Raw genomic sequence first — 15,407 nt, 5'->3', positions numbered from 1 at the left:
TAATCAGCTAAAAAAACTATTTTTGGTTTCTGTTAAAAAAGATTGCAATGCATAAAAATCAGCCACTACTATTCTCTATCATATTCTTACTTTTCTTAGGATGGACATCCAACGCACAGGAAAAACTAATGCATCCTAAAAACGAATTTAGAGGTGTATGGATCGCTACCGTTGTCAATATTGACTGGCCAAAAACAGCGCAAGACGGTGTTGCCAAAGAAAAAGCGGATTATATTGAAACTCTGGAAGCGTATAAAAAACTAAATTATAATGCTGTAATCGTTCAGGTTCGTAGTGTAGGTGATGCTTTTTATCCTTCAGAACTGGCGCCTTGGTCGCGTTTTTTAACGGGTAAAGAAGGTCAGGCTCCCAATCCGTATTACGATGCATTGGCCTGGATGATTGAGGAAGCACATAAAAGAGGTTTTGAATTTCACGCGTGGATGAATCCGTATCGTGCGACTTTCGATCTAAACAAACAAATTTTGAGCCCGACTCACGACATTTTCAAACATCCGGAATGGATGATCGAATACGCCGGAAAAATATATTATGATCCTGCATTGCCTGAAGTTCAGGAACATTTGACGAAAGTCGTAAAAGAAGTAGTGGATAAATACGATATCGACGCCATTCATTTTGATGATTACTTCTATCCTTACACTGTTCCCGGAAAAACATTTAACGACAATGCATCGTACAAAAAATACGGATCAGGTTTAAGCCTTGCCGATTGGCGTCGTGCGAATGTGAGCAACTTTGTACACACGATTTCTACTACTATTAAAGCAAGCAAACCTTGGGTACAATTCGGAATCAGTCCGTTTGGGGTTTGGAGAAATAAATCTCAGGATCCTAAAGGTTCCGAAACACAATCAACATCCAACTATGACGATTTATACGCCGATCCTGTTTTATGGATGGACCAAAAATGGATCGATTATATCATGCCGCAATTGTATTGGAGTATGAATAATCCGAGAGCTTCTTACTCTAAATTGGTAAAATGGTGGTCAGAAAACTCTAATAATACCGCACTTTATATTGGTCACGCATCTTATAAAATTAGAGGAGATGCAGACAAAAGCTGGAACTTCGCGACTGAAATTCCAACTCAGATTGATTACGCCAGAAGTTTCAAAAAAGTAGGCGGAAGTGCTTATTTCAGTTCGAAATGGTTCATGGATAAAAACTTTGACATTGTAAGACTTTTAGAAGAAAATCAATATAAATATCCCGCGCTTCCGGCTCCGGTTCCGAATTTAAAACATGTTATTATTGATACACCGATTGTCAATGAATATCAAAAAGACAGCACTAAATATTCCTTCAATATCAAATCTCCATTGAACACTAAAGTGCGCTATATGGTGCTATATGGTGCAGAACATATTTCGAAAGTAGATATTAATGATCCTTCAAAAATAATTGACAAAGTAACCGTGAATCAGTTTGACGGAACCATTTCATTTTCTATACCGGCTCAAAAAATGAATCAGTATAAAGCTTGTGCTGTAACATTTATTGACTATTTTGCAAACGAAAGTACGGCTACTTTTATTGACTTAAATAATACATTTAAAACCTATTCCCCTAACCAACCGAATGAAAACAGATAATAAACCCTGGTATTGGATTCCGCTTTTAAATTTTGCATCTGGACTGCCTTATGCTGTCATCATTTCCGTTTCGGTTATCATGTACAAAAAACTCGGAATCTCTAACAAAGACATTGGTCTTTATACCAGTTTATTATATCTGCCTTGGGTAATCAAACCATTATGGAGTCCGTTTATTGAATTAATCGGAACCAAAAGAAAATGGTTTTTGTCCATGCAACTGCTTATTTCGATAGCCTTTTTATTAGTCGGTTTTACTATTCCAACAAGCGGTTTTTTCATGATGACTTTGGCTATTTTTTGGGTTGCAGCTTTTGCTTCGGCCTCAAATGATATTGCCAGCGATGGTTTTTATCTATTGGTTTTACCAGAAGACAAACAATCTTTTTTTATCGGAATCAGAAGTACCTTTTACAGACTTGCAATGTTGGCCGGAAACGGATTAATTGTTTTATTGGCCGGATATCTGGAACATAAATACAGCGACAATACCAAAGCCTGGTCGTATACCATGATTGCGGTTGGTTTCTTGATGACTTTTATAACGGTTTACAATTTTTTCTCAACTCCAAAAACCGAAATAAACGCGGGCGAAAAACCTGTAGATACAAACAAACAAAGCTTTGCCAGCATTTTTGCAAGTTTCTTCAGGAAAAAACAAATCGTTATTGTCCTAGCTTTTATCCTATTATTCAGGTTAGGAGAATCGCAATTAATTAAAATGCTGACACCATTTTTAGTAGATCCCATCAAATACGAATTGGTTGAATCAGGCTCAGACGAAGGGCAGACAAAAGCATTAGAATTATACAATTCAAAGGTTAAAAACGGAGAGAAATTATCGGATTCAGAATTACAATCTCTTTATTCTAAACTGCCAATTTTAGTGGAAATGAGAGATCAGAAGAAACCACTGGCAGAAGTAGAAAACAAAGATAAAGAAGAATACAAAAATGCCAACAAAGCCCGAATTGACTTTGTAGATTTATTGATTGCGAATAAAGGAAATCAAAAAACAATCAAAAAAGGCGGCATGGGACTTGAGACCGAAGATATCGGTTTGATTTATGGAACTTTTGGATTAATTGCTTTAACCTTAGGCGGAATTCTAGGTGGAATTGCCATCTCGAAACAAGGCTTGACAAAATGGATGTTGCCAATGATTTTGACCATGCATTTGCCTATAATTGGTTTTATCCTGTTAGCACATTTTCATCCGGCTTCCATTTATTATATTTATGCTGTTGTTATAATCGAACAATTTGGTTACGGTTTTGGTTTTGCTGCTTTTATGATGTATTTGATATATGTGGCGGAAGGAGAATCAAAAACGGCACATTACGCTCTTGCAACTGGATTTATGGCTATGGGAATGATGTTGCCTGGAATGGTTAGCGGTTACATTCAGGAATATTTAGGCTACGGAAATTTCTTTATTTGGGTATTTCTGGCTACAATTCCTGGTATTATTTTATCCCGTTTTTTAATTTTCCCAAAAGATTTTGGAAAAAAATCAGAAGAAGTTTAACCCCAAATCAAACATCTTAAATATGGAATTCAACGAAAATCTGCAAGCCGAACGCAACCTAAAAGGAGCTGAGTTCGAGAAAACAGGAGATTTTGAAAAAGCAATTGAAGTATATGAAGAAAATGTCGCGGAAAGCTTTAAAGGAAATCATCCTTATGATCGATTAGCTACGATCTACAAAAACCAAAATGATATTGACAACGAAATTCGGGTGCTCGAAAAAGCAATTATTGTTTTTGAAGAAATCACACTCGAAGACCGACTAGAAGGTTTACCGAAACTTTTTCGTTTCAAAAACCGATTAGAAAAAGCAATTGAAACCAAAAAACAACTGGCTAAACAAAAGAAAGCAAAGTTGAAATAAAGCATAAACTTTTACGCACTTTATCATGATTACGCTCAAAAGAACAAACTCAGACGATACTGATTTTAAAAATCTTGTTGTTTTATTAGACCAGGATTTAGCGATCAGAGACGGAGAAGATCACGCCTTTTACAATCAGTTTAATAAAACCGATAAAATAAAACACGTTATTGTTTTTTACGAAAATGATACCGCTGTGGGCTGTGGCGCTTTTAGGGAAAAAGAAAGTGATGCAGTAGAAATCAAACGTATGTACGTTCATCCTGATTTTCGAAAAAAAGGGATTGCCTCTTCCGTTCTAAAAGAATTAGAAATTTGGGCAAAAGAAACAGGTTATACTTATACGATTTTAGAAACCGGAAAAAATCAGCCGGAAGCTATTAATCTGTACCAAAAACAAGATTACACTATCATTCCAAATTATCCGCCGTATGAAGCAATGGAGAATAGTGTGTGCATGAAAAAGACTTTATAATAATGAAAATGACAGCTGAAGCATTAAGACAAAAAGTGGGACAATTCTTTTTTCCCGCAGTTTTCATAAACGATACCGAAGAACATATTCAGGAAACCGAACGTTTAATAAAAGAACACAATATTGGCGGACTGACTTTTTTTCACAGCCGTGCGAGCGCGGCCACGAATTATGAAAGCAAGAAAAAAGTAGTTTTTAATGATGACAGTTATCAAAAAATAAAAGAACTTATTGTTCGTTACCAAAAGTCGGCTTCTACTCCACTTTTAATCAGTATTGATGCCGAATGGGGTTTAGCCATGCGCATCGAAAAAACACCGCAATATCCGTACGCGATTACGCTTGGTGCTTTGCCGGAAAGGAAATCGGATTTGGTTTACGAAGTTGGAAAACAAATTGGTTTAGACCTAAAATCAGCCGGAATTCATTATAATTTATCGCCTTTGGCAGATATTAATAACAATCCGAATAATCCGGTTATTGGGTATCGTTCTTTTGGTGAAAACAAAGAAAAAGTTGCCCATTTTGCTGTTGAATATTTAAACGGAATGTCGGAAGTTGGCGTTTTAGGCTGTCTGAAACACTTTCCCGGACATGGAAATACCAATGTCGATTCGCATTTAGGATTACCGGTTTTAAAAGAGACTTTAGAAGAATTATTAGAAAACGAATTATACCCTTTCATCAAAGGAATCGAGAATAATGTCGACTCTATTATGATTGGACATTTGGCTGTTCCAAGTTTGAATGACGGAAAAGACACTTCGGCAACTTTGTCAAAAGCAGTTATTCAGACGCTTTTGCGTGAGAAATTAGGCTACGATGGTTTGGTTATTTCTGATGCTTTAAACATGCACAGCGTTTCGAAATTGTACGAAACAAAAGGCGATTTAGAATGGGAAGCCTTCAACGCCGGAAATGATGTTTTATGTTTCGCCGAAAATGTTCCCGAAGGAATTGAAACCATTCTTAAAAATGCGTCGCCAGAAAGAATCGAAGAAAGCTTCAACAGAATCATGAAGGCAAAGAAAAAAGTTGGAATTCTATCTGATAACAATTTTACTTCAGGCGAATTAAACTTCAAAAAAGCAGCCGAATTAAACTTTGAAATCGCTCAGGATTCGATCACAAAAATCATTGACAATTCAAATACAGAATTAGCTTTTGAAGCGCAGAAAAAGAATCAATTAGCGAAATTAAGTTTGTATAAAAATGTAGAAAATACTTTCTTTCAAACTCTAAATTCAAAACTAAAAGCACCGGAATTTGCTTTTGAAAACTTAGAAGTTTCTGATATTGCTACAATCAAAAAAGAGCTGGGTAATTTTGAAACCATTTTGATTTCCTTATTTGTTCCAAAGGCAAAACCAATGAATAATTTTGAAATTAATGACGAAGTTTTAGCATTTCTTTCAGAATTGCTTCAAACCAAAAAATGCATCGTTTACGTTTTCGGAAATCCGTACGTTTTACCCATTATTCCGAATCTTTCTAAAGCTTCCCGATTAATTCAGGTGTATCAGGATTTTGAAGAATTTCAAAAAAATGCAGGAATTCAATTTTTAGAAAATAAAATCTGCAACGGAATTCTTCCTGTAAATATTGAACTTCAATAACTTACAAAACACACATTAACACCTATAACTAAATACTATCACTTAATAAATATTTATAATTACATCTTATTGTAAGTAACTCTACTTATACCCTACTTTTGCAGCACAAATAAATTTTTAACTTTAAAACGAATAAGATGTCTTTAGTAGGAAAAAAATTCCCAAGTATTGCAGTAGATGCTATCTCAGAAATGGGTGATAACTTAAAAATCAACATTTTTGAAGAAGCAGTAAACAACAACAAAAAAGTATTATTGTTCTGGTACCCAAAAGATTTTACTTTTGTATGCCCAACTGAATTACACGCCTTTCAAGCTGCATTACCAGAATTTGAAAAAAGAAATACTATCGTAATTGGAGCTTCATGCGACACAAACGAAGTTCACTTTGCCTGGTTAAATACTCCAAAAAACAACGGTGGAATCGAAGGTGTAACGTACCCAATCTTAGCAGATACAAACCGTAACTTATCTAACATTTTAGGAATTTTAGATATCGATTCTACAGAATACAGCGAAGAAACTGATTCAGTTATCATCGAAGGTTCAAACGTAACGTACAGAGCGACTTACTTAATTGACGAAACTGGAAAAATCTTCCACGAAAGTGTTAACGATATGCCATTAGGACGTAACGTAAACGAGTACTTACGTATGGTTGACGCTTACACTCATATCCAGGAAAAAGGAGAAGTTTGTCCTGCAAACTGGGAAGCTGGTAAAGAAGCAATGTCTGCAGACAGATTGAGTACAGCTGAGTACTTGAGTGCAAACTAATTTTTTTATAAAGGTTCTAAGATACTAAGGTGCTAAGGTTCTAAGTTTTTATACTTATAACCTTAGTAACTTAAAATCTTACAACCCAAAAACATTCAAAAGACTAAAGAAAGGTTCTAAGAATCTAAGATGCTAAGGCTCTAAGATTTTCTCTAAAAAAACCTTGGACATTGAAGTCTTACTATCAAAAATATTCAAAAGAGACTAAAAAAAGAAGCTAAAAACCTTAGCCCCTCAGAACCTTAGTCCCTCAGAACCTCAAAAAACAAAACAAATGTTAATCGACTTAAACGAAGATACGTTAGCAGATTTAGTTGCTAAAAACGAAAAAGTAGTAGTACAATATTCAGCTTCATGGTGTGGAAATTGCCGTATTATGAAACCAAAATTCAAAAAATTAGCCACAGAAAATGAAGCTATCACTTTTGTTTTGGTTGATGCTGAAAATTCTCCGGAATCGAGAAAATTAGCCAATGTAAGCAACTTGCCAACATTCGCTACTTTCGTAAACGGACAATTGGTTGGTGAAACTCAAACCAACAAACAAGAAGTTTTAATCGACCTGGTAAACGCAATTGCGTAAATAGATTTTAGATTTTTAGACTGTTAGATTTTTCGAATCTTTATCTAAAAATCCAATCATCCAACAATCTAACAATCAATAAAATGAAATTACCCGTAATAAAGCAATTGACCCAATTTATCGAAGAAAACGATCAGGATTATATCATTGAAACGATTGAAGTTCTGGAAGCGATGACTGAAATTCCGTCTCTAAAAGATGAAGAATTAGATGTAATTGGCGAATTGATTTCCAACATGTATGGTGCGCTTGAAGTACACAAAATGGTAGTTCAGGGCACAGATAAAAAAGAAGCTTTAAATGCGTTCATGAAACGTGTTTTAGGTTCTATCGACAAATAGTCGGCCTCTTTCAAAGAAAAAACAAAAAACATGACTGAAGAAGCGTTTCTGGATAAGAGACGCTTTTTTTTTTAGTTTTCAGTCACAGTCTCCGTTTTCAGTTTTAACTATTCAGTTATCAACTCAATCTTGTCATTTCATAAATTAATCTAAAATCTCCACTCTAAAATCTAAAATAGTTTGGGCGAGACAGCATCCCGATAAGAGGGCAAATTAACTTTGAGCATATACGCCCTCTCATCGGGATGCTGTCGGGCTATCCGCACTACTTCGGTAGTTTGCTCCTATCCCTCTCGCGGGAAAAAGAGAAAATAGAGGCAAGAATAAAGAATAAAGAATAAAGAGCAAAGAATAAAGAATAAAGAGCAAAGAATAAAGAACAAAGAATAAAGAACCACGAAGTATGTCGTAACGAGGAACGAGGACACGAACGATGGTGAACTGGCGAAGCAATCCCGGCAAGTAGCTTCCCACGGTAATTTGACAAAAATAAACACACGCAAAGTCATTGCGAGGAACGAAGCAACCACACGATCAAAATAAAACTTTAAAAGCCTTGAAATAGATATACTACACGAGATTGCTTCGTTCCTCGCAATTGACAAATCAACACGTTTATATCATAAAATCCCGATTTCTCCGTTAGTCTTAAAACTCGCCTAATTGTGCTCACAACCCACAACAAATACTTTTAGATTCAAATATTAATCCTTACTTTTGAACCTCATTAATTTAAACAAATATCATGGCTTCAATAACATTAGGAGGAAATCCTATTCATACTTCAGGAGAATTACCAACAGTTGGATCACAACTAGCTGATTTCAAATTAGTACAAAACGATTTATCAGTTGCTTCATTAAGTAATTTTGCTGGTAAAAAATTAGTTTTAAATATTTTTCCAAGTATTGATACAGGAACTTGTGCAACTTCTGTTAGAAAATTCAACGAAAGTGCAAGTAACTTAGAAAACACAACTGTACTTTGTATTTCTAGAGATTTGCCATTTGCTCAAAAACGTTTTTGTGGTGCTGAAGGTTTAGAAAATGTAGTAAACTTATCTGATTTTCAGGCTGGAGATTTTGGTAAAACAAACGGTTTAGAAATTGTTGACGGACCATTAGCAGGTTTACACTCAAGAGCAATCATTGTGGTTGATGCTGACGGTAAAGTTTTACATACAGAACAAGTTGCAGAAATTGCAAACGAACCAAATTACGAAGCAGCTTTAGCAGCACTATAATATCCATTAAATGGCATTCGAAAAAGACAATACCTTTGTTACAGGTCGGTTAAAAAGCATGACCTATGCTTTTAACGGAGCTGTAAAACTTATAAAAACAGAGCATAGCATTATGGTTCAATTTTCATTGGGAATCCTAATGACTATTGCTGGATTTTACTTTCATATTACACAAACCGAATGGCTTTGTCAGACATTGGCAATCGGTTTAGTTTTAGCTGTCGAAGGCTTGAATACGGCAGTTGAAAAAATCGCCGATTTTATTCATCCTGATTACAGCAAACGAATCGGATTTATTAAAGATATTGCGGCTGGAGCGGTATTTTTTGCTGCAATGACAGCTATAGCAATAGGCTTGATTATTTATTTACCCAAATTTATATAGGCAAGGAACGCAAGAATGGCAAAAACAACCAAAAAAGAAACTGTAAATAAAAAAAACGAACCAAACACCGAGAGTAAAAGATCTTGGAAGATAACCAAACAACAAAAATTTGTTTTAGGTTGTCTTTTGGTACTCTTTTCTATTGCATTATTAGTTGCATTTATTTCATTTTATGTCAACGGACAATGGCAAACAGATCAAAGCGCAGTAAGTCATCTTGGCGATCGCTCTGAAGAAGTGCAAAACTGGCTCGGAAAATTCGGAGCTTATCTTGCTGATCTGCTTGTATACAGAGGTTTTGGTCTTGCTTCTTTTATATTAGTGCGTTTATTTTTCTTAACCGGATTATTTCTGGCTTTAGAAATGTCAACCAAAAGACTAAAAAGTATTTGGTTCTGGGATTTATTTGCCATTATTATTGTTTCTGTCTTATTTGGATTTTTCGCCACTTCTGCACCTGAATTAGGTGGAACTATTGGGTATGAATTAAATTTATTTTCACAGGATTACATTGGAAAAACAGGAACTTTATTAGCCTTGCTTTTTGGATTAATTGTGTATCTAATTTTCAAAATAAAATTATCTCCGGAGAAAATTCAATCTTATTTTGATTCCACTAAAAAGGAGTTTAAATCGGAATTGAATACCTTAAAAACCCCACAACAGCCTGAAAGTGCTTACAATTTAGAAGAATTTGCTATTGAAGAAGAAGATCCGGAATTAGACAATATTCATTTAAAAACTGAAGACACTCAATTCGAAATTAACAAAGAGGCTTTAAAACCAACCATTTCAAATTCATCAGAAATTGATTTGAACCCGGTTTTAAAACCCGTTCAAATGAATGTTAATCCGGTTACTGTAACAGCTCCGGTGCACACCGAAGAATTTGTTGTTGAAAAACCGGAAGAGGAAGATATCATCGAAGAAAATCTGGCTTCTCGCCTGGTTGCTGATTTCGGTTTATTTGATCCGACTTTAGATCTATCTAATTATAAATTCCCTACTATCGATTTATTAAAAGAATATTCGACGGGCGGAATTACAATCAATCAGGAAGAATTAGAAGAAAATAAAAACAAAATTGTAGACACTCTTCGTAACTACAAAATTGAAATTGCACAGATTAAAGCAACCGTTGGTCCATCGGTAACTTTATACGAAATTGTGCCGGAAGCGGGAATCAGAATTTCTAAAATTAAGAGTTTAGAAGACGATATTGCGTTGTCATTATCTGCTTTAGGAATTCGTATTATTGCGCCAATTCCTGGAAAAGGAACAATTGGTATCGAGGTTCCGAACAAGAACCCAACTATGGTTTCGATGAAAAGCGTTATTGGATCAGCTAAATTTCAGGAAGCTGAAATGGAGTTACCAATTGCTTTGGGTAAAACCATTTCCAATGAAACTTTCGTTGTCGATTTAGCCAAAATGCCTCACTTATTGATGGCAGGAGCTACAGGACAAGGAAAATCAGTTGGATTGAATGCGGTTTTGACTTCTCTTTTATACAAAAAACATCCAGCCGAAGTGAAATTTGTTCTGGTTGACCCGAAAAAAGTGGAACTTACACTTTTCAATAAAATTGAAAGACATTATTTAGCCAAACTTCCTGATACTGAAGATGCCATTATTACAGACAATGCCAAAGTAGTCAACACATTAAACTCACTTTGCGTTGAAATGGATAATCGTTATTCCTTATTAAAGGATGCGATGGTCCGTAATATTAAAGAATACAATGATAAATTTAAAGCCAGAAAATTAAATCCGGAAGCCGGCCACCGCTTTTTACCATACATTATCCTGGTTGTCGATGAGTTCGCCGATTTGATTATGACGGCCGGAAAAGAAGTTGAAATCCCGATTGCGCGTTTAGCACAGTTGGCGCGTGCTATTGGTATTCACTTGATTATTGCGACTCAGAGACCATCTGTAAACGTAATTACAGGTTTGATTAAAGCGAATTTCCCTGCGAGAATTGCTTTTAGGGTAACCTCAAAAATTGACTCCAGAACGATTTTAGATACACAAGGAGCCGATCAGTTAATTGGTCGTGGAGATTTATTGTACACAAACGGAAACGATGTTGTTCGTGTTCAGTGTGCCTTCATCGACACTCCTGAGGTTGAAAAAATTACAGATTTTATTGGCTCACAAAAAGCATATGCCACGGCTTATTTGCTTCCCGAGTTTGTTGGAGAGGAAACTGGCATCAATCTTGATATGGATATTTCCGAAAGAGATACTTTATTTAGAGAAGCGGCAGAGATTATTGTCAATGCACAACAAGGTTCCGCTTCGTTATTGCAAAGAAAATTAAAATTGGGTTACAACAGAGCCGGTCGTTTGATCGATCAGCTGGAAGCAGCTGGAATTGTTGGTCCGTTTGAAGGCAGTAAAGCGCGAAGTGTAAACATTTCTGACTTAAGTGCTCTTGATCAATTTTTTAACAATGAACAAAATTAATCCCATCATGAAAACGAAAATTCAGGAAATCACAAACAATTCTATCTCTAACATGACTAAAAAGTTTTTTCAAATGGCAATTTTATTGCTTTTGAGCTTTACTTCTATTCAGGCACAGGATAAAAAAGCCAAAGATTTATTGAACGAGGTAACAGCAAAAATAAAAAGCTACGATAATATTTCTATTGATTTTAAATACTCTTTAAACAACGTTAAAGAAAACATCAACCAGGACAGCAAAGGAAATGTGATCATGAAAGGCAATCAATATGTATTGAATTTTATGGGTGTCACTAAGATATTTGACGGACAAAAAACCTATACAATAAACCCTGAAGACGAAGAAGTTACTATCTCAAAAGTTAACGAGAAAGATGACAATGCTATTACGCCTTCAAAAATGTTGACTTTTTTCAATTCCGGCTACAAATACAACATGGACATCGTTCAAAATATTAAAGGAAGAAAAATTCAATACATCAAATTAGCGCCAACAAACACTAAGGATCAAAGAAAAGAGATTCTTTTAGGAATTGACGTACAAACAAAACACATCTATAATTTGATTGAAACAGGAAAAAATGGAACAAAAACCACTTTAACCGTTAATTCTTTTAAAACCAATCAGCCTTTATCAAAAAATCAATTTACCTTTGTAGCGAGCAAATATCCAAAATACTACATCAACAAATTAGATTAAACCAAGGTTGAAAATTTTAGACAAATACTTACTAAAAACATTTCTGATTACGTTTACTACGGTATTCGTAATCCTTTTTTTTATATTCATACTTCAAACCGTATGGCTTTTTATCTCTGAACTAGCAGGTAAAGATCTTGATTTGATATTGGTTGTAAAATTCCTTCTTTTCTCCATGCCGAGAATTATTCCGCTGGTACTGCCATTATCGGTTTTATTGGCTTCTATTATGACTTTCGGAAACCTGGCTGAGAATTATGAATTCGCAGCTATGAAATCTTCAGGAATATCACTTCAAAGAGCGATGCGTGTTTTAATCGTCTTTATCTTTGTGCTGAGTATTGTGGCCTTTTGGTTTGCCAACAATGTTATTCCGTACGCAGAATATAAGTTTGTTAACTTCCGAAAAAACATTGCTCAGGCCAAACCTGCCATGGCGATTGCCGAAGGCCAGTTCAACGATGTTGGAACTTATAACATTAAAGTAAACAAAAAGTCAGGCGAAAACGGTAACATCCTAACCGGCGTTACGATTCATGAAAAAGCAAATAACGTTGGAGAAAACAAAACCGTTATTAAAGCTAAAAATGGTAAACTTATCAGTAACGAGAAATCGAGCATCTTAAAATTAGTTTTAAATGACGGTTACTATTATCAGGATGTCACGCCAAAAAAATATGAGGATCGTGCTAAGTTGCCGTTTGTAAAAGCAGCATTTAAGAAACAAATCATCAATATTGACTTATCCGAATTAAATAAAGTTGACGACAATCAGGAAATTAGCAGTACTAACGGTATGCTGAATGTAAATGAACTGCGCTATACTTTAGACTCTTTAAATAAAAATCTGGATAATGAAATTTTATCCTTTTCAGAAAATATAAATCAGCGTGTGGGTATTAAAAAACAACCACCTGTTGTAATCAAAACAGACAAAAAGAAAAAATCGTTGCCTAACGATCTTTTATCTCTTTATGACAATAAACAAAAGCTGGACATTTTAAAAATGGCCACCAGCAACGTTAGCAGCAATATTTATTCAATAGATGCTACACAAAAAGAATTAAAAGACAAACAAAGAGACATCAACAAACACTTAAGCGCTTTATACGAGAAGTTTGTGATTGCCTTTGCGTGCTTTTTAATGTTTTTTATTGGTGCGCCTTTAGGTGCTATTATTCGTAAGGGCGGACTGGGCTTACCTATTGTCTTTGCAGTATTAATTTTTATTACTTTTCATTTCATCAATACTTTTGGAAAAAGGCTTTCGCAGGAAGGCGGTATGAGTCCGTTTATGGGATCCTGGATGTCCTCCTTTATCTTACTTCCATTAGCCATTTTATTAACGTATCGTGCTACAAACGATAATGGATTAATAAATTTTGATGCAATCACAACTCCGATTTCACAACTATTTCAAAAAATTTCCGAGCGGTTTACTCCTGCTCAAAAAAAATAATAATTATGTCAACAAAAATACAACTGAATACCATTGAAGAAGCTATAGAAGATATTCGTCAAGGTAAAGTAATCATTGTAGTCGATGATGAAGATCGTGAAAATGAAGGTGATTTTCTGGCAGCAGCCGAAAAAGTAACTCCGGAAATGATCAATTTTATGGCTACTCACGGACGCGGACTAATTTGTACTCCACTTACTGAAAGCCGTTGTAAAGAACTTGATTTACGTGCCATGGTAAGCAACAATACAGATCATATGGAAACCGCTTTTACTGTTTCTGTAGATTTAAAAGGTCATGGTGTTACCACAGGAATCTCAGCAGCAGACCGATCTAAAACAGTACAAGCTTTAGTTGATGGCAATACAAAACCACATGATTTGGCACGCCCGGGGCACATTTTCCCTTTGATCGCAAAACAAGGTGGTGTTTTAAGAAGAACTGGTCATACAGAAGCTGCAATTGACTTCGCACGATTGGCCGGATTTAAATCGGCTGGTGTAATCTGCGAAATCTTAAATGAAGACGGAACGATGTCTCGTTTGCCTGAATTGATAAAAGTAGCAAAGAAATTTAATTTAAAATTAGTTTCAATTGAGGATTTAGTTGCGTACAGAATGCAACACGACAGCCTGATCGTTAAAAAAGAGGATTTTGATATCGAAACCCGTTTTGGAACTTTCCGTTTAAGAGCTTACGAGCAAACTACCAATAAACAAATACATATTGCGTTAACCAAAGGAACATGGAATCTTGGAGAACCAATCTTAACCAGAATTCATTCTTCTCAGGTAAATAATGATTTATTAGGAACTTTAACCAACAATGCCGAACAACAATTAGACGGTATGTTTAAAGTTATTAATGAAAACGGAAAAGGTGCTGTCGTTTTTATCAATCAGGATATGCAGGCCGTAAACCTATTAAGCCGTATCTCTGAGCTTAAATCTTTACAAGCAGAAGGTACAATGAAAGCTCCAAAAGTAATTATTGATAGTAAAGACTACGGAATTGGCGCTCAAATTTTACATGATATCGATATTTCAAAAATTAGATTAGTATCAAACACGGAACAAACAAAACGTGTCGGTATGATTGGCTATGGTCTTGAAATTACTGAATACGTAAGTTATTAATATGGGGACATTAGAAGAGAGAATTTCAAAGTCAGAAACCCATATATTCAAAGCCGTTTTTCCGAGTACAACGAACCATTATGATACTTTATTTGGAGGAACTGCACTTCATCTTATGGATGAAGTTGCTTTTATTTGCGCTACCAGATTCAGCCGAAAGAAAGTGGTAACGATTTCTACAGGCCAAATTGACTTTAAAAAAGCAATACCAGCCGGAACTTTAATAGAATTAGTTGCCAAAGTGATTAGCGTTGGAAGAACAAGTTGCAAAATTCATGTGGATATTTTCATGGAACAAATGTATTCTGAACTTCGCGAAACCGTAGTTTCAGGAACTTTTTCGTTTGTTGCAGTCGATGAAAACAAGAAACCAACGCCTATTTTAGATTAATTATATTATTTAGCATAAAAATATCCTTTTAGTAAATACTGATTATTAGACACTTGAAAATTAAGTTAAAAAAATCAATGAAAAAGTTTTTATAATCGGAAAAGCGCACTATATTTGCACTCGCAATCAGCAAATGATGGCGACATACTGGAGAAATGGCAGAGCGGTCGAATGCGGCAGTCTTGAAAACTGTTGACTGTAACAGGTCCGGGGGTTCGAATCCCTCTTTCTCCGCTGAACTTGAAACCCTTAACTTTTGTTAAGGGTTTCTTTTTTTTTATCCTATTATTTTCTTTGTAAAATAATGGATCAAGACGTAAAT

Annotated in this window: 15 protein-coding genes and 1 tRNA gene; all 16 read left to right on the top strand. The window is 35.2% G+C overall.

Annotation, left to right across the window (positions count from 1 at the left end):
* Window positions 1–47: 47 nt before the first annotated feature.
* The 16 genes from B0A65_RS19170 to B0A65_RS19090 all read left to right on the top strand — a co-directional run bounded on the left by B0A65_RS19170 (window position 48) and on the right by B0A65_RS19090 (window position 15,319).
* Window positions 48–1,619: a glycoside hydrolase family 10 protein gene (locus B0A65_RS19170; RefSeq protein WP_074656267.1), complete on the top strand. Its 1,572-nt coding sequence runs from the start codon at window positions 48–50 to the stop codon at window positions 1,617–1,619.
* Entirely contained in the window at window positions 1,606–3,147 is a 1,542-nt protein-coding gene (locus B0A65_RS19165; RefSeq protein WP_074656265.1) for an MFS transporter, read from the top strand. Before B0A65_RS19170 ends, B0A65_RS19165 begins: the two co-directional genes overlap by 14 nt.
* A 22-nt stretch (window positions 3,148–3,169) precedes the next feature.
* Window positions 3,170–3,511 (top strand): tetratricopeptide repeat protein, encoded by a 342-nt coding sequence (locus B0A65_RS19160; protein ID WP_056188821.1) that lies wholly within the window; start codon window positions 3,170–3,172, stop codon window positions 3,509–3,511.
* Window positions 3,512–3,536: 25 nt separating this feature from the next.
* Window positions 3,537–3,986 carry a GNAT family N-acetyltransferase gene (locus B0A65_RS19155; RefSeq protein ID WP_083370348.1) on the top strand — a complete coding sequence of 150 codons (450 nt, stop codon included), beginning with the start codon at window positions 3,537–3,539 and terminating at the stop codon, window positions 3,984–3,986.
* 2 nt (window positions 3,987–3,988) lie between these two features.
* A complete protein-coding gene (locus B0A65_RS19150) occupies window positions 3,989–5,602 on the top strand; it encodes a glycoside hydrolase family 3 protein (RefSeq protein ID WP_074656262.1) in 1,614 nt (537 codons plus the stop codon).
* A gap of 137 nt (window positions 5,603–5,739) precedes the next feature.
* The gene (locus B0A65_RS19145) at window positions 5,740–6,378 is read left to right on the top strand and encodes a peroxiredoxin (protein WP_041519144.1); all 639 of its coding nucleotides are present in this window, start codon (window positions 5,740–5,742) and stop codon (window positions 6,376–6,378) included.
* A gap of 274 nt (window positions 6,379–6,652) precedes the next feature.
* Window positions 6,653–6,961 carry a thioredoxin family protein gene (locus B0A65_RS19140; RefSeq protein WP_007805605.1) on the top strand — a complete coding sequence of 103 codons (309 nt, stop codon included), beginning with the start codon at window positions 6,653–6,655 and terminating at the stop codon, window positions 6,959–6,961.
* 83 nt (window positions 6,962–7,044) lie between these two features.
* Window positions 7,045–7,302 (top strand): DUF6952 family protein, encoded by a 258-nt coding sequence (locus B0A65_RS19135; RefSeq protein ID WP_017495510.1) that lies wholly within the window; start codon window positions 7,045–7,047, stop codon window positions 7,300–7,302.
* Between the two features lie 745 nt (window positions 7,303–8,047).
* Window positions 8,048–8,545: a thiol peroxidase gene (gene tpx, locus B0A65_RS19125; RefSeq protein WP_026985956.1), complete on the top strand. Its 498-nt coding sequence runs from the start codon at window positions 8,048–8,050 to the stop codon at window positions 8,543–8,545.
* 10 nt (window positions 8,546–8,555) lie between these two features.
* A complete protein-coding gene (locus B0A65_RS19120; protein WP_074656259.1) occupies window positions 8,556–8,930 on the top strand; it encodes a diacylglycerol kinase in 375 nt (124 codons plus the stop codon).
* Between the two features lie 15 nt (window positions 8,931–8,945).
* Window positions 8,946–11,399 (top strand): DNA translocase FtsK, encoded by a 2,454-nt coding sequence (locus B0A65_RS19115; protein ID WP_074656254.1) that lies wholly within the window; start codon window positions 8,946–8,948, stop codon window positions 11,397–11,399.
* Between the two features lie 7 nt (window positions 11,400–11,406).
* Window positions 11,407–12,099, top strand: coding sequence for a LolA family protein (locus tag B0A65_RS19110; protein WP_074658239.1), 693 nt, complete (start codon window positions 11,407–11,409; stop codon window positions 12,097–12,099).
* Window positions 12,100–12,106: 7 nt separating this feature from the next.
* On the top strand, window positions 12,107–13,558 hold the full coding sequence (locus B0A65_RS19105) for an LptF/LptG family permease (RefSeq protein WP_074656252.1): 1,452 nt from the start codon (window positions 12,107–12,109) through the stop codon (window positions 13,556–13,558).
* A gap of 5 nt (window positions 13,559–13,563) precedes the next feature.
* Entirely contained in the window at window positions 13,564–14,694 is a 1,131-nt protein-coding gene (ribB, locus tag B0A65_RS19100) for a 3,4-dihydroxy-2-butanone-4-phosphate synthase (RefSeq protein WP_074656249.1), read from the top strand.
* Between the two features lies 1 nt (window position 14,695).
* Window positions 14,696–15,085, top strand: coding sequence for an acyl-CoA thioesterase (locus B0A65_RS19095; RefSeq protein ID WP_074656248.1), 390 nt, complete (start codon window positions 14,696–14,698; stop codon window positions 15,083–15,085).
* 149 nt (window positions 15,086–15,234) lie between these two features.
* Window positions 15,235–15,319 (top strand) — tRNA-Ser (locus B0A65_RS19090).
* Window positions 15,320–15,407: the final 88 nt, after the last annotated feature.

This window comes from Flavobacterium frigidimaris, assembly GCF_002217275.1.
In the GTDB taxonomy this organism is placed as follows: domain Bacteria; phylum Bacteroidota; class Bacteroidia; order Flavobacteriales; family Flavobacteriaceae; genus Flavobacterium; species Flavobacterium aquidurense.
Note: the sequence above shows the minus strand (reverse complement) of the source record. Positions and strands in the feature narration are given on the sequence as shown.